Origin of the sequence: Aeromonas sp. 600479, from assembly GCF_049175515.1 — a bacterium.
GTDB lineage: Bacteria > Pseudomonadota > Gammaproteobacteria > Enterobacterales > Aeromonadaceae > Aeromonas > Aeromonas veronii_A.
The window spans coordinates 166536-182714 of record NZ_JAAKVF010000003.1; the positions used below are offsets into that span (position 1 = coordinate 166536).

The 16179-nt window shown below is 56.6% G+C and carries 18 protein-coding genes and 1 tRNA gene; 7 read left to right on the forward strand and 12 right to left on the reverse strand.

The window, feature by feature from the left end; translation table 11 throughout:
* Nucleotides 1-24: 24 nt before the first annotated feature.
* The 5 genes from trpB (at nucleotide 25) to G5149_RS05325 (ending at nucleotide 5315) form a co-directional block, all read left to right on the forward strand.
* On the forward strand, nucleotides 25-1218 hold the full coding sequence (gene trpB / locus G5149_RS05305) for a tryptophan synthase subunit beta (RefSeq protein ID WP_236345434.1): 1194 nt from the start codon (nucleotides 25-27) through the stop codon (nucleotides 1216-1218).
* Complete coding sequence (gene trpA, locus G5149_RS05310; RefSeq protein ID WP_236345444.1) at nucleotides 1215-2021, forward strand: tryptophan synthase subunit alpha; 807 nt, start codon at nucleotides 1215-1217, stop codon at nucleotides 2019-2021. The genes trpB and trpA overlap by 4 nt, the downstream gene beginning before the upstream one ends.
* 695 nt (nucleotides 2022-2716) lie before the next feature.
* Nucleotides 2717-3928, forward strand: coding sequence for a hypothetical protein (locus G5149_RS05315; RefSeq protein WP_236345446.1), 1212 nt, complete (start codon nucleotides 2717-2719; stop codon nucleotides 3926-3928).
* Nucleotides 3929-4056: 128 nt separating this feature from the next.
* Nucleotides 4057-4866 (forward strand): hypothetical protein, encoded by an 810-nt coding sequence (locus tag G5149_RS05320; RefSeq protein WP_236345449.1) that lies wholly within the window; start codon nucleotides 4057-4059, stop codon nucleotides 4864-4866.
* Nucleotides 4867-4988: 122 nt separating this feature from the next.
* Nucleotides 4989-5315, forward strand: coding sequence for a hypothetical protein (locus G5149_RS05325; protein ID WP_236345455.1), 327 nt, complete (start codon nucleotides 4989-4991; stop codon nucleotides 5313-5315).
* On the opposite strand, the gene G5149_RS05330 is transcribed toward G5149_RS05325, so the two are convergent.
* The 9 genes from G5149_RS05330 to G5149_RS05370 all read right to left on the reverse strand — a co-directional run bounded on the left by G5149_RS05330 (nucleotide 5302) and on the right by G5149_RS05370 (nucleotide 13243).
* Entirely contained in the window at nucleotides 5302-5844 is a 543-nt protein-coding gene (locus tag G5149_RS05330) for a metal-dependent hydrolase (RefSeq protein WP_236345457.1), read from the reverse strand. The two genes, G5149_RS05325 and G5149_RS05330, sit on opposite strands and share 14 nt — an antisense overlap.
* A gap of 348 nt (nucleotides 5845-6192) precedes the next feature.
* Nucleotides 6193-6342, reverse strand: coding sequence for a hypothetical protein (locus tag G5149_RS05335; protein WP_005347375.1), 150 nt, complete (start codon nucleotides 6340-6342; stop codon nucleotides 6193-6195).
* 467 nt (nucleotides 6343-6809) lie between these two features.
* Nucleotides 6810-8021, reverse strand: a complete 1212-nt coding sequence (locus tag G5149_RS05340) for a NupC/NupG family nucleoside CNT transporter (RefSeq protein ID WP_071911985.1) — start codon at nucleotides 8019-8021, stop codon at nucleotides 6810-6812.
* Between the two features lie 358 nt (nucleotides 8022-8379).
* Nucleotides 8380-8805 carry a glutaredoxin-dependent arsenate reductase gene (arsC, locus tag G5149_RS05345; RefSeq protein ID WP_201951983.1) on the reverse strand — a complete coding sequence of 142 codons (426 nt, stop codon included), beginning with the start codon at nucleotides 8803-8805 and terminating at the stop codon, nucleotides 8380-8382.
* A gap of 75 nt (nucleotides 8806-8880) precedes the next feature.
* Complete coding sequence (gene arsB / locus G5149_RS05350) at nucleotides 8881-9945, reverse strand: ACR3 family arsenite efflux transporter (RefSeq protein ID WP_421211918.1); 1065 nt, start codon at nucleotides 9943-9945, stop codon at nucleotides 8881-8883.
* A gap of 109 nt (nucleotides 9946-10054) precedes the next feature.
* Nucleotides 10055-11818, reverse strand: a complete 1764-nt coding sequence (gene arsA, locus G5149_RS05355) for an arsenical pump-driving ATPase (protein WP_421211920.1) — start codon at nucleotides 11816-11818, stop codon at nucleotides 10055-10057.
* A 27-nt stretch (nucleotides 11819-11845) separates the two neighbouring features.
* Nucleotides 11846-12214, reverse strand: coding sequence for an arsenite efflux transporter metallochaperone ArsD (gene arsD / locus G5149_RS05360; protein ID WP_421211922.1), 369 nt, complete (start codon nucleotides 12212-12214; stop codon nucleotides 11846-11848).
* Nucleotides 12215-12218: 4 nt separating this feature from the next.
* A complete protein-coding gene (locus G5149_RS05365; protein WP_100654838.1) occupies nucleotides 12219-12587 on the reverse strand; it encodes an ArsR/SmtB family transcription factor in 369 nt (122 codons plus the stop codon).
* A gap of 257 nt (nucleotides 12588-12844) precedes the next feature.
* Nucleotides 12845-13243, reverse strand: coding sequence for an META domain-containing protein (locus G5149_RS05370; protein WP_005347402.1), 399 nt, complete (start codon nucleotides 13241-13243; stop codon nucleotides 12845-12847).
* Nucleotides 13244-13400: 157 nt separating this feature from the next.
* Here G5149_RS05370 and G5149_RS05375 point away from each other — a divergent pair, with 157 nt between their 5' ends.
* The gene (locus G5149_RS05375) at nucleotides 13401-13880 is read left to right on the forward strand and encodes a hypothetical protein (protein ID WP_201991688.1); all 480 of its coding nucleotides are present in this window, start codon (nucleotides 13401-13403) and stop codon (nucleotides 13878-13880) included.
* Between the two features lie 3 nt (nucleotides 13881-13883).
* Here the strand turns inward: G5149_RS05375 and G5149_RS05380 are convergent, their stop codons facing one another.
* Both G5149_RS05380 and G5149_RS05385 read right to left on the reverse strand, forming a co-directional pair.
* A complete protein-coding gene (locus tag G5149_RS05380) occupies nucleotides 13884-14363 on the reverse strand; it encodes a putative 4-hydroxy-4-methyl-2-oxoglutarate aldolase (protein WP_337072855.1) in 480 nt (159 codons plus the stop codon).
* A gap of 42 nt (nucleotides 14364-14405) precedes the next feature.
* On the reverse strand, nucleotides 14406-14813 hold the full coding sequence (locus tag G5149_RS05385; RefSeq protein WP_337072856.1) for a DUF3293 domain-containing protein: 408 nt from the start codon (nucleotides 14811-14813) through the stop codon (nucleotides 14406-14408).
* Between the two features lie 396 nt (nucleotides 14814-15209).
* Between G5149_RS05385 and arcA the strand changes: the two genes are divergently transcribed.
* Nucleotides 15210-15929, forward strand: coding sequence for a two-component system response regulator ArcA (gene arcA / locus G5149_RS05390; protein ID WP_005338193.1), 720 nt, complete (start codon nucleotides 15210-15212; stop codon nucleotides 15927-15929).
* 161 nt (nucleotides 15930-16090) lie between these two features.
* On the opposite strand, the gene G5149_RS05395 is transcribed toward arcA, so the two are convergent.
* Nucleotides 16091-16165 (reverse strand) — tRNA-Gly (locus G5149_RS05395).
* Nucleotides 16166-16179: the final 14 nt, after the last annotated feature.

A 16179-nucleotide genomic window follows, 5' to 3' on the forward strand; every position in this document is an offset into this window, starting at 1 on the left:
TTTAGCTAATACAAGGAAGAAGCCATGACCCTGCTCAACCCGTTTTTTGGTGAATTTGGCGGCATGTATGTGCCCCAGATCCTTATCCCGGCCCTGCTCCAGCTGGAGAAAGCCTTTGTCGATGCCAAGGATGATCCGACCTTTATCGCCGAGTTTCAGACCCTGCTGACCGAGTATGCCGGTCGCCCGACCCCGCTCACCCTGACCCGCAACCTGACCAAGGGCACCAAGACCCGCCTCTATCTGAAGCGTGAAGATCTGCTGCACGGCGGCGCCCACAAGACCAACCAGGTGCTGGGTCAGGCGCTGCTGGCCAAGCGCATGGGCAAGAAAGAGATCATCGCCGAGACCGGCGCCGGTCAGCATGGTGTGGCCACCGCGCTGGCCTGCGCCCTGCTCGGCCTCAAGTGCCGGGTCTACATGGGCGCCAAGGATTGCGAGCGCCAGAAGCCCAATGTCTTTCGCATGAAGCTGATGGGCGCCACCGTCATTCCGGTGCACTCCGGCTCCAGCACCCTGAAAGATGCCTGCAACGAGGCGCTGCGCGACTGGGCTGCCAACTATGAAACCGCCCACTACCTGCTCGGCACCGCCGCCGGCCCCCACCCCTTCCCCACCATCGTGCGGGAGTTCCAGAAGATGATCGGGGAAGAGGCCAAGGCCCAGTGCTTCGAGAAAGAAGAACGCTTGCCCGATGCGGTGATCGCCTGCGTCGGTGGCGGCTCGAATGCCATCGGCATGTTTGCCGACTTTATCGATGAGCCTTCCGTGCGTCTCATCGGCGTCGAGCCGGGTGGTCACGGTATCGAGAGTGGCGAGCACGGCGCACCGCTCGGTCACGGCAGCAAGGGGGTCTTCTTTGGCATGCACTCCTACCTGATGCAGGACACTCAGGGCCAGATTCAGGAGTCCTACTCCGTCTCGGCGGGGCTCGACTTCCCCTCCGTTGGCCCGCAGCACGCCCACCTGGCCGCCATCGGCCGCGCCGAGTACCCCTCGGTGACCGACAAGGAGGCGCTGGACGCCTTCCAGGAGCTGGCCAAATCCGAAGGCATCATACCCGCGCTGGAGTCCTCCCACGCGCTGGCCCACGCCCTCAAGATGGCCCGCAGTGAACCGGAAAAAGAGCAGGTGCTCATCGTCAACCTCTCCGGCCGTGGCGACAAAGATATCTTCACCGTTGCCGACATCTTTGAAAAAGAAGGAACCTTGTCATGAATCGCTACGCACAACTCTTCTCCCGTCTGGACGAGGCCAATCAGGGCGCCTTTGTGCCGTTCGTGATGCTGGGTGACCCCTCCCCCGAATTGTCACTGGCCATCGTCGATGCGCTGGTCGCAGGGGGCGCCGATGCCCTCGAACTCGGCATTCCCTTCTCCGATCCGGTAGCGGACGGCCCCACCATTCAGGGCGCCGCTCTGCGCGCTTTTGCCAGCCACACCACCCCGGACGACTGCTTCGAGCTGCTTGGCCGCATCCGCGCCAAGTACCCGCAGCTGCCCATTGGCCTGCTGGTCTACGCCAACCTGGTCTATGTGCGCAAAATCGACGGCTTCTACGAGAAGTGCCAGCAGGCTGGCGTGGATTCGGTGCTGGTCGCCGACGTGCCGGTGCAGATGTGCGCCCCCTACAAGGCGGCCGCCGACAAGTTCGGCATCGACAGCATCTTTATCGCCCCGCCCAATGGCGACGCCGAGACCCTGAAACAGGTGGCGGAGCTGGGCTCCGGTTACACCTATCTGGTGAGCCGCGCCGGCGTGACCGGTGCCGAGACCAAGGCCGGCATGCCGGTGGAAGGTCTCATCAACACCCTGCGCGAGTTCAATGCTCCCCCTGCCCTGCTCGGCTTTGGCATCAGCGAACCGGCTCAGGTGCGTGAAGCGATTGCAGCTGGCGCCGCCGGAGCCATCTCCGGCTCCGCCGTGGTGAAGATCATCGAGACCCACCACCAGAACCCGGAGCATATGCTCACTCGTTTGAAAGAGTTTGTGGAAGGGATGAAGGCCGCGACCAATCGATAAGGTCGGATAATGGGGTCAGCTGCCTGTGGCCCTGATGGTCCAGCTTGCGTATCAACACCACGTATGGCGATATAGCTGCAATCACTGCATCAAAGGGAGCCTGACCGGCTCCCTTTCTTTTTATCTCGCTTGCACCCGTTTGCAGCTCGCGGCATTTGCTCCGTCTCCCTCCGGGAGAGGGCTGGGGTGAGGGGAATTGTGCCCCCCCAGCCAAGCTGGTTGTTCACACTGCGCACGCCTTAATAACTAATTTATTGATCCAACACAGATTCCCGCCAAAACACGCTTCTCAACGTCCCCCCCACCCCCTTATGATACCCGAATGACAATCAACCTCTCGGAAGGTCGCCATGACAACGATTGTTGCTATCTCGCAGGTTAACAACAGCATTCCGGGAGCTGTCACTCAGGGGCGGTAGCGTGGTTTTTGCAGGTTAGCACCTAGCGTAGCGAAGCCCAACAGACGAGCCTTATTGCCACCATCAGAGCGGGATAAATATGGATATGGCAGCTCCGTAAAACCGATTTACAGATATATTATCGGTAAACGTTTGGCTTCACTTCGTTCAGCACCAACCTACGATTCTTAGCCCAATATACGTGATATCAAGACAGAGCAGAGTTATACGGAAGGCTCTGCTATCGGATTAGCACTACCTTCTATCTAATAACTGTTAGCGGTTAAGGAGCTATCGTTGAAAAATTACAGAATTATTGAGGGCAGCGAAGCTATAGCCCCTGCATGTATTGCCAAGATACTTTCAGGAGGACTACTGCCAAGAGGTGGCAGCGCTATCTGGCGCTTGGGAAATGAACTCAAGCCATCGGACTTGTACTGCTACTTGTACGCCAAATTTGGGCCCCCGAACGGGCTGCAGAATTTCTTTCGATCAGACGATTCAGATAATCTTATTCACTGGGATTGGACCCTTGCAAGTGAGCATGGATTGGTAATGATTCTCGGACTTAATCTCAGGTCAGAGGTGCATCTGATTGGTGAGTGGACAGTTAAGGGGAATTACTCTCTTGAAGATTTTGTTGAAGAAATTAAATCTGACTTAGCATCACACGGGAAGGAGATGTCACGAATCCGCAAAGAGGTTCTTGAAGACTGGGAGATGTTTGTTAACCCTTTCAAGAACCTTAGAGAATCCATTGACTCTCTAAAAGGTGAGCTCGATTTGCTTGCGTTAGACCCCAAGCAGGAAAATCTGCCAGACCCCAAGTCACCAGACGAATTTCAGGCCTACAACGAAAAATTTGCCAGCCTAGTAGCTCGTTATGATCGCGGGACAGGGCTATCCATGGCTCTTCGGTTTATGGTACCGGTGCTGGCTGAGTCATTCATCAATTTACTGATCTTCGTACTTTGCCGACCCGACATAAAAAATAACTCACGTCTTTACGACAACTTTGTCCGCTCAAATATTGATGTAAAGATTCAATCTCTTCATATCAACTGCATAGGATTTACCTCGGAGGTCAACTGGTCTTCGCCAGAGTGTGCTAAATACAACTCCATTGTTAATGAACGAAACGATTTACTGCATGGCAATTTCGCGGTTGGTAAGTTGAAGTTCAATGAAGTCTTCTTCAACGGTAAGGTACCTGTTTTCAAAGAGTATCGTTCAATGTGGGCGCAGTCTGTAGGGGTATCTATTGAACACTCTGGCGTTCACAAAGTATCCCATGACATTTCAATTGTAGAGGGTTTCATTGAGTATGTATTATCTTGCATTGAGCCGAAAATCCGAGAGCAAGTAGAGATCTTCATGGCGAAGCGCGATTTGGGCTGGAATAAGGCTAACAATCGCCTCGGGGTTCTTTTTCCTGACAATGTTGTTGATTTTGGGGTGTCTGTAGTGCCCGAAGATAAGGGCACAAATGATGATAGCCCAGAAGAATAAGTGGGATAGATAAATCAGGTCCCCCCATCTTTCTAAGCAAAACGCGGTGTAACCTGCCAACAAAAGGGTGGGTATCCAACTTTGCTTTTAGACATATACATGACATATATAAAAAGCATCTTGTAAAAATGGAAAGAAGTAAGAAAAAATCACGCATTAAGCTTCTTAGTTGGATTGCTGCACTCTGCATAGCACAATTCATGACAGACCGATTCTTTTTTAACATCCCAAAACCGATGATGGATAAAGACATTGAATTTTATCAACCTAAAAGTGACCTAGAAAAAAATCTTAGGGATATGAATATCTATATACATGACAAAAACTTAATCTCTCAGTTAAGTATTGAAACCGGACAAAAATCTGTTGATGACACCTATATGTTCACTTTGCGAGAATACCATGCACAGATGCTGGAACTTTATAGGATGATACTTTCCAAGCCTGTTGCAATGTCAATTAACAAGATGAACGAAAACATTGCAATATCAATCAAGTATACTAATTCAGACCAATGCATAATGGTTGACAACTCCAATAAAACCTTTGACAATTTAATCAATGAATATCCGTCTCTAATAGAGAGATTAAATCAAAGGCCTGAAGCTATCATTAAGATACACCAGAGAATATATAATGTAATGCCGATGAAAGATGAACATGGAAACTATAATGCCGATGGACTAATTGAAAGAATAGAAATTATTCGAGATTTGATGCAAGACCCGTATCTTTCAGTGAGAAAAGATAATACTGAAGCATTACAAGAAATTAATCAGTTTCTTGCTCTTTTCGATGATCTTCACACTGTTTACACCCGTTGCGCTGAAAACTACAATAATAAAATAAAAAACATGGAGGAATACAGAGATGTCGCCAGCTTTATCCTCTTCATACTGTTAACATTTTTTATTTACTGTAAGGAGATTCTCAACTAACAGAACACTTTGTAATTCATTAAAGCATATAATGGTGGATGTTTCCGTGTTTCCAACAAACGATAGAGGAATAGCACTGTGCCTTCCTCCATAAGTAAAAACTGGAATATTTAATAAGTTGCATGACAAAAATCAGCCGAAAAACAAAACGACTGGCCATCATCTGCTTTTCCCTGTTTCTGTTAAGACTCGGATTTCGCGCCTTTGGCTATGACCAGCTTTATCACAATCCGAATGACCCCTACGGTATATCGGATTTGATTGAAGTGGCGTTAGCCCTCATTTATCTGGGGAGTCTGGGTCTCTGCATACTGCATGCCTTGTGGATATTACTCCAGAACCGGGATCGAGTTGCATTGGAGGCCTCAGCCCTGCTCGCCCTCTGCGCCATCCAGTGGCACAGCTATGACTATCTTCATCACCTGGCCGCCAGTCTCAGCATCCCCTAGGGCCCCTGCACCACACCCGCCACCCCATCAATACCAGCATCACTACAACCCCCGGCAGCCAGACCCAGTAGAGCTCGGAGAGGATCACCGCTTCGCCTCGGGCGGTGAGATAAGCCTGCAGCTTGAAAGGGGCAACCCGGATCACCTGCCAGGGGGCAAAGAAGCGCTCGTCACGCCACGGCCAGAGCCAGCCAACCCCCTTGCCGCCGGTGGTGAGCGAATCGAGCAGGCTGTGGGAAAGCAGAGAGACCAGCAGAAACGACCAGACGGTGGCGGCGCTGGCCCGATATTGGCGGTGAAACAGCATGGCCAGCGTGGGCAGGACAAAGGCAAACAGCAATGAGTGGGTAAAACCGCGATGGCCAAAGACATGGCCGTAGGCGACCCCCAGTTTAAAGGCGAGCACGTCGGCATCGGGCAGCATGGCGATGGCGACCCCCGCCAACAGCAGGCGCGGCGGGATAATCCGGCAGCCAAGCCCGAGCCCAAGGCAGAGAGGGACGGCGGCGTGAGTGACGATGGTTGGCATAGGATAAAGCTCCAACTGAAAACGTGAGGCAACCCTACCTCAGCTCGGTGAAGTGAAGGTGAAGTGCTCTGTAACATGGATCTTTAAAAGGAAATCAGAAAACCGGTCTGTGCAGGCAAGCCACTGCATGGCCACTCCCCAAAGGATGGCAGCTCCGGTATTGCATCCCTGTTCGATGATGAGCACAGCCAGACGGGGCCCCCTCTCCGATCATCTCCACGACATCCAATCAGCGGCTACCCATAAAAAACCACCGACCTGCAAAAGGTCGGTGGTTTTTATCGGTGGTAGATAACGGGTAGCCGATACGAAGCGTTCGCTACCTCAACTTTCGCCCGGGAGCGAGCACTACTCTTCCTGCTCCTCCGGTTGTCTCTCCCCACCCCGCAACTGTTGCAGCTCATCGACTCGGGCTTGCCACTTCTCTTGGGCTTTTTTGCGCTCCTGAAGCTGGAACTCTTCGCGCATGGTGTCGATGTTAAGGTCAAGTGTTTCCATCAGAGTGTCTCCTTTGTATGACCGCTTAAAGACTGGCTGACGGCGCATTGGCCAACCTGCTCCCCTATTCAGACACCACTCATCCCCCAAACGCCCAACTAAATAATCGATTGAATATGCAATATTCAATCTAAAAAACTATTCATTCTGCACGGTGACACGCTGTAGCAGCGGCTGCCGCCCCGTTACGCGAAACACAACGAGGCCCACGTCCACCGAAATACACGGTGATAAAAGCATGCGTTGTGACCCGGTTTGGCGTATTCCCATGCTGGAGCAGCGCTCCTCGCCGAACCGGATTATCTGGCACAGCGCCGAAATGGCGTTAAGCAGTGCTACCAACATTTTCAATGGGCAGGCAGCGCTGTTGCCCAACCGGCGAAACCAATAAAAAGACCCCCTCTTGCAAAGCGGCAAGAGGGGGTCTTTGTTTCTGCCGCAGACTAACCGGCTATTGCATCACACTATCAGGCCAGCGAGACAAAGATCCCGGCCAGGGTGGCGCTCATCAGGTTGGCCAGGGTCGCCGCCAACACCGCCTTGAAGCCCATATTGGCCACATCGTGACGGCGCTCCGGCGCCATGGTGCCGATGGAGCCGAGCTGCACCGCAATGGAGCCCAGATTGGCAAAACCACAGAGGGCGAAGGTGATGATGATCTGGGTGTGGGCGCTCAGATCCGCCTTGATATTGGCAAAGTCCAGATAGGCGACAAACTCGTTCATGATCACCTTCTGACCAATGAGCGAGCCTGCCGCCATCATCTCGCTGGCGGGCACGCCAATCAGCCAGGCCACCGGGGCAAACAGATAACCCAGCAGCTGCTGCAAGGAGAGATCGGCCCAGCCGAACCACTCGCCGACGGTGGTGAGACCGGCGTTGATCATGGTGATGACGCTGACAAAGGCCAGCAGGATGGTGCCGATGGCCACCGCGATCTTCATGCCACCCATGGCGCCGCCCGCCAGCGCGTCGATGGCGTTGCTGTAGTCGCTCTTGTCGAGGGTGATCTCGGTCTGATCGCTCACCTGTTGCTGCTCCGGCACCAGCAGTTTGGCCATCAGCAGGCCACCGGGCGCCGCCATAAAGGAGGCAGCAATCAGGTATTTAAGATCCACACCCAGACCTGCGTAACCGCCCAGCACCGAGCCCGCCACCGAAGCCATGCCACAGGTCATCACCGCAAAGAGTTCGGAGCGGGTCATACCGGCGAGGAAGGGGCGAATAAGCAGCGGCGACTCCCCTTGCGAGAGGAAGATGTTGCCGGTGGCCACCAGGGATTCGGCGCGGCTGGTGCCGAGCAGACGATGAATGGCACCGCCCAATACCCGGATCACCCACTGCATGATGCCGAAGTGGTAGAGCACGGCGATCAGCGCGCTGATAAAGATCACCAGCGGCAGCACCCGCACGGCGAAGATAAAGCCGTTGCTGGCGAGATCGCCAAACACGAAACGGATGCCGCTGTCGGCAAAGCCGAGCAGGGCGGAAACGCCATTGCTCATGGCACCGAGCATGATTTGTCCGGGGGGGAAATAGAGCACCAGGGCAGCAAAACCGGTTTGCAGGGCGAGCGCCCCCAGCACGGTTCGCCAGCGGATGGCTCGGCGGTTTTCACTCGCCAGCCAGGCGATAAACATCAGGGCCAGCATACCGACCAGACTCAATAACAGTGTCATCTTGCACCTATGAAGAGAGGAGTTTCATATGGCAAGTCTGCAGACAGGCGTCGCGGAAGATCCGGCGGGGGAGGTGCCGACCCACGCGACACGCAGACCACAAACCTACAGGTTAGTGGCGGGTCCCATCCTGGGGTCATTCACGTTCCGGGTGACAGCATGTATCGGGTGACGCCAGCGCCGTCGCAGGGGGAGATGCGGCCGGGTGGCAGGTCGGGCGGCGATGGTACAGTGATCATCGTCACATAAAAAGCGGTAAAACGATTGGCCGCAGTAACTTTTTCAACTTGTTCACACAACGAAACAGGGCCAGCGTGAAGCTGGCCCTGTTTCAATCCGTACCTGAGCGTTCAGATGATTACTTGAGGCGCTTGCCGCTCGCATCCACCACCTGCTCGCCATCCTCCTTGGCGAAGGCCCCTTTTTGCTGATCGGGCAGAATATCGAGCACCACTTCCGACGGACGGCACAGCTTGGTACCGAGGGGCGTAACCACGATAGGGCGGTTGATGAGGATGGGGTGAGCCAGCATGGCATCGATCAGTTCATCATCGCTGAAACGATCTTCCGCCAGACCGAGCGCCTCGTAGGGTTGCACGTTCTTGCGTAGCAGATCCCGCACCGGCATGTCCATGGCGGCGATCAGCGCCACCAGCTGGTCACGGGAGGGGGGCGTCTCCAGATAGTGGATCACGGTGGGCTCCACGCCGCTGTTGCGGATCAGCTCCAGGGTGTTGCGGGAGGTACCACATTCCGGGTTGTGATAGATGGTGATTGCACTCATTTGCGTGTCTCTCATTAATCAAGTGAATAGAAAATCGATAGCATCAGTTCGCGGCCAGCTGTTAGCGGCCATCAGTTAACGGCCCAACCCCGCTTCGTACCAGGGTTTGCTGGCGTTAACCACCCGCACCACCAGCAGCATGACCGGCACCTCGATCAGCACCCCGACCACGGTGGCGAGCGCCGCGCCGGAGTGAAAGCCGAACAGGCTGATGGCGGCAGCTACCGCCAGTTCGAAGAAGTTGGAGGCGCCGATCAGGGCGGAAGGACAGGCAACCGAGTGCTTCTCCCCCACCTTGCGGTTGAGCCAGTAGGCGAGCCCTGAGTTGAACAGCACCTGGATCAGGATGGGCACCGCCAACAGGGCGATAACCAGCGGCTGCTCAATGATGGCGTTGCCCTGAAAGGCGAACAACAGCACCAGAGTGAGCAGCAGGGCCGCCACCGACCAGGGCTGGATGCGGGTCATGACGCCGTCAAAATGGGCCTCTCCCTTGTTCAGCAAAGCCTTGCGCAGCAGCTGGGCGATGATCACCGGGATGACGATATAGAGCACCACAGAAGTGAGCAGGGTATCCCATGGCACAACTATGCTGGAGACCCCGAGCAGCAGCGCCACCAGCGGCGCGAAAGCAAACACCATGATGAGGTCGTTCACCGCCACCTGCGACAGGGTGAAGTAGGGATCGCCGTTGGTGAGGCGACTCCAGACAAACACCATGGCGGTGCAGGGGGCCGCAGCCAGCAGGATCAGCCCCGCTACGTAACTGTCGAGTTGATCCGCCGGCAGCCAGTCGGCAAACAGCACGCGGATAAAGAGCCAGCCGAGGAAGGCCATGGAGAAGGGCTTGACCAGCCAGTTGATAAAGAGGGTGACCCCAATGCCCTTCATGTGGCCCTTCACCTGATGCAGGGCGCCAAAATCGATCTTGAGCAGCATGGGGATGATCATCACCCAGATCAGCAGCCCCACCGGCAGGTTGACCTTGGCCACCTCCATGGCACCGATCGCCTTGAAGAGATCCGGCAATCCCTGCCCGAGCCCAATCCCCACCAGAATGCAGAGGGCGACCCAGGCGGTCAGATAACGTTCAAAAAAGCCGATGGCAGGCACGGCCTTGGCATCACATGTTGCAGACATCACAGCTCCCGATGCGGCGCAATCCCGCATCTTCTATTGGTTCAAAACACGGGTTTATAACAAGTAACGGCATATTCAAACCGCCCCGGCAGCGGGCCGGGGCGGCGACTCACTGGTGCTGGCAGAGGCGGCGCAGGGCATCGGGCCCCACCGGCTCCTCGGCGAGCAGCGGCACCACGGCGTAGCGGCTGGCATGTTGCTGTTCGACCGCCTCGATATGGGGCAACTGGCGCTCGGCCCGCAGTTGCAGCAGCGGCGAGCTGACCGCGGCTTGCTGCAAGCTGTGGTTGATGAGCCAGCCCCAGGGCTCGATACCGGCCCGGTGCAGGTCGGCCTGCAGATTGGCAGCCTCCTGCACCGGGGTCGGCTCGGGCAGCGTCACAATCAGTACCTTGGTCTGTTTGGGGTCCTGCAACTGCATCATGGGGGTGGTGAAGTGCAGCCCCTTGCTTCCCATCTGGCGAGCGATCTCCCTGTGGTAGGCGCCGGTGGCGTCGAGCAGCAGCAGGGTGTGGCCGGTGGGGGCGGTATCCATCACCACGAAGCGCTTGCCCGCCTCGCGAATGATGCGCGAGAAGGCCTGAAACACGGCGATCTCCTCGGTACAGGGGGAGCGCAAGTCCTCCTCCAGCAGTGCCCGCCCCTGCTCGTCCAGCGCAGCCCCCTTGGTGGCTAGCACCTGGGCACGGTAACGCTCGGTCTCGGCGTGGGGGTCGATGCGGCTCACCTCCAGATGGGGCAAGCTACCTGCCAACGTCTCGCTCAGGTGCGCGGCGGGATCCGAGGTGGTGAGGTGCACCGGCAGACCGCGGCTGGCCAGCTCCACCGCCACGGCGGCCGCCAGAGTGGTTTTGCCCACCCCGCCCTTGCCCATCAGCATGATGAGGCCGTGGCCATCGGCAGCCAGCTCGTCCACCAGTGAACTCAGCTCGGGATGGGTATGCTTGACAGTGGACTGTTCTGTCGGGAATTGAGCGGCTGTTCCCTCTGATTGCAGCAACAGCCGCAAACTGTCGAGCCCTACCAGATTGGTGGCCAGCAGCGGGATATGATCCTGCGCCAGCCCCTTTATCCCTTGCGGCATCTGGGCGAGAGCCTGTTGCTCGCGCTGCCAGAGCGCCATTGCCAGCGGATCTCCGGCAATGGCGCCTTCGGGGAAGAGGCCATTGATCACCAACTGCTGATTCAGCAAGCCGATGGCGGCCAGCTCCTCGTGGGTGCGAGCCACTTCCCGCAGAGTGGAGTGCTGGGCGCGCGCCACCAGCACCAAGCGGGTGCGAGCAGCATCAGCCAGCGCGGCGACCGCGTCGGCATACTGGCTGCGCTGCTTCTCCAGCCCCGCCAGCGGTCCGAGGCAGGAGGCATCCCCCTTGCCCTGCTCCAGAAATTCGCTCCAGGCTCCCGGCAGTTGCAGCAGCCGGATGGTGTGGCCGGTTGGGGCCGTATCAAAGACGATATGGTCATACTCGGCCAGCAGCGTGTGGTCGGTCAGCAGGGCGGTGAATTCGTCAAAAGCGGCAATCTCGGTGGTGCAGGCGCCGGAGAGCTGCTCCTCGATGCTGCGCACCACGCTCTCGGGCAACTTGCCGCGCACCGGCCCGACGATCCGCTCCCGATAAGCTTTGGCCGCAGCGGGGGGATCTATCTCCAGCGCCGACAAACCGGGCACAGCGGCGATGGCGGTGACCCGATTGCCGATCTCGGTGGCAAACACCTGCCCCACGTTGGAGGCCGGATCTGTGCTCACCAGCAGCACCCGCTTGCCAGCATCACACAGCGCCACCGCACTGGCGCAGGCTAGCGAGGTCTTGCCTACTCCGCCCTTGCCGGTGAAAAAGAGAAACGGCGGTGGATTGGTCAGAAAATGGTACATAGCCTCTCCCGAATGGTGCGTCACGACTCAGCAGCAACCGCTGCCAGAGCAGCAGCCGCCTTTGACGATCCCCTTGATGGCCGCTTGCGGCGCAGGCAGCCCGGCATAACGAGCCAGCTCGCTGCGGCTCGGATAACGGCCGGTCAACACCACCTGTCCCTCCACCAGCACCAGCGGCAACCCCTCCTCCCCGGCGTGGGTCAGAAAAGCGCTGACGGCAGGTGTCTCGGCAAATTGCAGCGGCTGCTGGGCCAGATTGAAACGCTCGATGGCAACGCCCTGCTCCTTGGCCCAGGCAAGGTCGGCTGCGAAGGTGACCAGTGCCTGATCAACCTCGGTACCGCAGACACCGCTGGAGCAGCAGAGGGCGGGATCAAAAATCTGAATGGAGGACATTGCATTACTCCTTGTTGCAGCAGGGCTGCGCAGGCAAAACATGGGGGGAGCAGGCTGACTCGGCACGCATCACGCCGCACGCCTCGGGATGACCGGCGCAGCACTCCTCGGTGAGGTAGGCGATCACATCCAGCATCAGGGGAATATTGGCGCGGTAGCGCAGAAAGCGCCCCTCCTGCTCCACCGACAGCAGACCGGCATTGAGCATCGCCTTGAGGTGAAACGAGAGGGTATTGGGGGCAATATCGAGCTCGCTGGCCAGTTCACCGGCGACTCGCCCCTCCAGCCCCGCCTTCACCAGCAGCCGCCACACATCGAGCCGGATGCCGGATGCCAGCGATTCAAAGACCTTGGTGGCCATCTCTTTGTTCATCTTCACTCCCCTTGTTGCGACCTGTCATTTCAACTATACAAGAATCATTGAAATGATCAAGATGCGTACCGAAACGAAGATTCGAGGTGCTGGTATCAAACCGGGCAGAAAGGGGAATCGACTAGTGAACAACCGTTGCGGACGACCACACAGGGCTCGTCGCAGATAAACAGACGCCCTCCAGAGGGAGGGCGTATCAGAGCGTTTGACCCGCCAGCACAGTCAGCGCTGTCGGGGCAATCAGACGAACGCGTGCCTTATTTGGCAGCAGGCACCGCGTTGAAGGTGAGCAGGGCCGCCTTGTTGGCATCGCTCAGAGTCAGCTGGTTGCCGTTGATGGAGTAGGTTGCCACCCTCTCCAGCTTTTGCAGGAACTCGGTCTCTTTGTTCATGGCGTCGCCGATGCACATCATGCGAGTGGAGCCCATGGCACCCAGCGTCAAGACTCCGTCACCCTGCTTGGTGATACCGCCAAAATAGCGGTTGCAGCCACCCTTGCCCGCCACCTTGCCGTCGACCACTTGCAGGGTGAAGGTATCGCCGGTGGCGCCTTGCAGCTGCCAGCTGGATGCTTGCAGTTGAGCCATGCTGGAACCTGTTGCCATTGCACAGCCTCCCAGTGCCAGCGCGGCCAGCAGAGTCAGTTTCTTGTTCATGGATTCACCTCTTAATGATTAGAGCCATCAATACGGCAGCCTGTTTATCATGGCTGGCGCCCATGCCAAAGGATTTTATTGTGATCTCCCTTCACTTTACTACCAGCTGGCATGTGCCATGCTTAGGCTCAGTTCCGGACCCAGGGAGGGGAAACGAATGGTCAAATCACTCATCATCACACTGCTTGCAACCTGCGCCAGCTTGGCTGTTCAGGCCGCCGACTGGGCAGTGGTTCAGCCGCAATCCAACCCGTCTCTCTATGTCAAAAGTTACTCGGGTGTGCTGCTCAATGGCCATAGCCATCACAGCGACAGTTTTGATCTCTGGCTGGTCAATAGCGGCTATCAATATCCGGTGGTGGATGATGTGACCCTCTTTATGGAAGCGGGCCCGGCGGTGGCGGATCAAAATCGCACATCCGGTTTCAATATGAGTTCGGGGGTACGCTACCAGCTCTCTCCGGCATTCAATATCGGCAGCCAGATCAAGCATCTCGATCTCAACAAGGCCAGCACCCTGCTGGAGCTCAACTCCAGCCTGCTGCTGACCCCCAGACTCTCCCTCACCGCCAACTACGGCGTCAGCGCCATCACTGCCGATCAGGCGCTGAGTCTGGGGGTCGGCTTCAATTTCTGATGATCACAACAGCGGCGTGGCGCTCACCACCACGCCGTTGCGATCCGCATAGACATAATCCCCTTCGTGGATGGTCACACCGGCAAAGCTGACCACAGCCCCAAGCTCTCCCAATCCTCGCTTCTCGGTCTTGACCGGACAGGCCGCCAGCGCCTTGACCCCGAGCGCCAATGTCGCCAGGGTGCCCACATCCCGCGCCGCGCCGTGGATCAGGATCCCCTCCCACCCCTGCTCCACCGCCTTGACCGCCAGTTGATCGCCGAGCAGCGCACGGCGCAGCGAGCCGCCGCCGTCGATCACCATCACCTTGCCGTGACCGGGGCGGCTCACCAGATCCCGCACCAGACTGTTGTCTTCATAACAGGAGAGCGTTACGGCGCGACCATAAAAGAGGGCCTTGCCGCCAAAATCCTGAAACACCGGGTCGGCCACTTGCAGCAAGTCGCCATGTTGATCGCAGAGGTCGGGCAGGAGATCCAGCATGATTTGATTCCTTTCAGATGCATGAAGGTGTTCATTCTTTCATCAGGCAAGGTTTCTGGCAATCCAGAAGGATTCAATATTGCCCAGACAAGCTGCTGATTTATCCGTCAATACTGGTGTCAGCCAGAGCTGGCCATCCTCCACCCAGTAGATAGCGTTCTGGCCAAAACGGGCAGCCAGCTGACAGGCTTGTGGCAGGGATAGCGCCACCGCCAGCGATGACTCCTGCCAGCGTTCGTCCGGGTCAGATCCCCAAAACGGCCCCACCACGGGCACCTGCAAATCCACGGTCAGATGGCGCCACAGCGCCCGTTCCCGCCGCATATTGCGTCGTTGTGTGACCCACTGGCTGGCCGGATTCCAGGCTGTGATGATGGCAAAGGCAGACCAGTCTGGTGGCTCAAATGGCGCGATAAAGCAGATTTTCTTGTAGTTTTCCCACAAATTCATGTCAATCACATGTTACATTCCATTACATTTTGTAGGGGCGAAAACCCGGTTCAGGCCAAGTATGATGCTGCTGTACCAGGGTTTGACCTATATCAAATCAGAGTTAAAAAGTTGCTATCTGACGGCAAAGAGTGTTGTTATGCTCCTGTTAACTGATAAAATGCGGCCACTTTCGTAATGGACGACCTTTCCAGGCTCTGCTCGACCAGACTTGTCGGGAACCTATAAGTGGCACAGGGATACTTGCCGGTACTGATGCCTAATTCGCGATATTCCGACCTGACTCTCATACCCAGGATGACGTAATAAATTTTCAGGATCAGTCAGGAAATCGGTTTGAAACGCCAAAGAGTGTTAAATTTAAGATAATTAACTGATAAGAATCTGGGAATACTCATGCAAACACCACACATTCTGATCGTCGAAGACGAGCTGGTCACACGCAATACCCTGAAAAGCATTTTTGAAGCCGAAGGCTACATCGTGCTCGAAGCCAACAACGGCGACGAAATGCACCAGGCCCTCACTTCCCACACCATCAATCTGGTGATCATGGACATCAACCTGCCGGGCAAGAACGGCCTGCTGCTGGCCCGTGAGCTGCGTGAGAACGACAACATCGCCCTGATGTTCCTGACCGGTCGTGACAACGAGGTTGACAAGATCCTGGGTCTGGAGATCGGCGCCGATGATTACATCACCAAGCCGTTCAACCCGCGCGAGCTGACCATCCGTGCCCGCAACCTGCTGAGCCGCACCATGAATGTGGCTGCCGGTGGCGAAGAGAAGAAGCTGGTTGAGCGCTACCTGTTCAACGGCTGGGCGCTGGATATCAACAGCCGCGCACTGGTCAGCCCGACTGGCGACATGTTCAAGCTGCCGCGCTCCGAATTCCGCGCCATGCTGCACTTCTGCGAAAACCCGGGCCAGATCCAGACCCGTGCCGAGCTGCTGAAGAAGATGACCGGCCGTGAGCTCAAGCCCCACGACCGTACCGTCGATGTGACCATCCGTCGCATTCGCAAGCACTTCGAAAGCGTCAACGATACTCCGGAGATCATCGCCACCATCCACGGCGAAGGCTACCGTTTCTGTGGTGAGCTGGAGCAGGAATAAGCTCCCGCTACGCTATTGATCTGAAAAGGCGCCTCGGGCGCCTTTTCTGTCTCTGCAATTTGCCTGAAAAGCTGAGAAACGGTGAGCGTGACGTCGAACGGCGCACAAGACAGATGAAAAACAAAAAACCCACTGCAGGAGTGGGCTTTTTGTTTTGAAGCTGGAGCGGGCAGCGGGAATCGAACCCGCATCATCAGCTTGGAAGGCTGAGGTAATAGCCATTATACGATGCCCGCCTGGCATCTGAAAT

Excerpts from the sequence above, each read along its gene's own strand:
- trpB (WP_236345434.1), top strand. The coding sequence starts at position 25 with ATGACCCTGCTCAACCCGTTTTTTGGTGAATTTGGCGGCATGTATGTG.
- trpA (WP_236345444.1), top strand. The coding sequence starts at position 1,215 with ATGAATCGCTACGCACAACTCTTCTCCCGTCTGGACGAGGCCAATCAG.
- G5149_RS05320 (WP_236345449.1), top strand. The coding sequence starts at position 4,057 with ATGGAAAGAAGTAAGAAAAAATCACGCATTAAGCTTCTTAGTTGGATT.
- G5149_RS05325 (WP_236345455.1), top strand. The coding sequence starts at position 4,989 with ATGACAAAAATCAGCCGAAAAACAAAACGACTGGCCATCATCTGCTTT.
- G5149_RS05330 (WP_236345457.1), bottom strand. The coding sequence starts at position 5,844 with ATGCCAACCATCGTCACTCACGCCGCCGTCCCTCTCTGCCTTGGGCTC.
- G5149_RS05335 (WP_005347375.1), bottom strand. The coding sequence starts at position 6,342 with ATGGAAACACTTGACCTTAACATCGACACCATGCGCGAAGAGTTCCAG.
- G5149_RS05340 (WP_071911985.1), bottom strand. The coding sequence starts at position 8,021 with ATGACACTGTTATTGAGTCTGGTCGGTATGCTGGCCCTGATGTTTATC.
- arsC (WP_201951983.1), bottom strand. The coding sequence starts at position 8,805 with ATGAGTGCAATCACCATCTATCACAACCCGGAATGTGGTACCTCCCGC.
- arsB (WP_421211918.1), bottom strand. The coding sequence starts at position 9,945 with ATGTCTGCAACATGTGATGCCAAGGCCGTGCCTGCCATCGGCTTTTTT.
- arsA (WP_421211920.1), bottom strand. The coding sequence starts at position 11,818 with ATGTACCATTTTCTGACCAATCCACCGCCGTTTCTCTTTTTCACCGGC.
- arsD (WP_421211922.1), bottom strand. The coding sequence starts at position 12,214 with ATGTCCTCCATTCAGATTTTTGATCCCGCCCTCTGCTGCTCCAGCGGT.
- G5149_RS05365 (WP_100654838.1), bottom strand. The coding sequence starts at position 12,587 with ATGAACAAAGAGATGGCCACCAAGGTCTTTGAATCGCTGGCATCCGGC.
- G5149_RS05370 (WP_005347402.1), bottom strand. The coding sequence starts at position 13,243 with ATGAACAAGAAACTGACTCTGCTGGCCGCGCTGGCACTGGGAGGCTGT.
- G5149_RS05375 (WP_201991688.1), top strand. The coding sequence starts at position 13,401 with ATGGTCAAATCACTCATCATCACACTGCTTGCAACCTGCGCCAGCTTG.
- G5149_RS05380 (WP_337072855.1), bottom strand. The coding sequence starts at position 14,363 with ATGCTGGATCTCCTGCCCGACCTCTGCGATCAACATGGCGACTTGCTG.
- G5149_RS05385 (WP_337072856.1), bottom strand. The coding sequence starts at position 14,813 with ATGAATTTGTGGGAAAACTACAAGAAAATCTGCTTTATCGCGCCATTT.
- arcA (WP_005338193.1), top strand. The coding sequence starts at position 15,210 with ATGCAAACACCACACATTCTGATCGTCGAAGACGAGCTGGTCACACGC.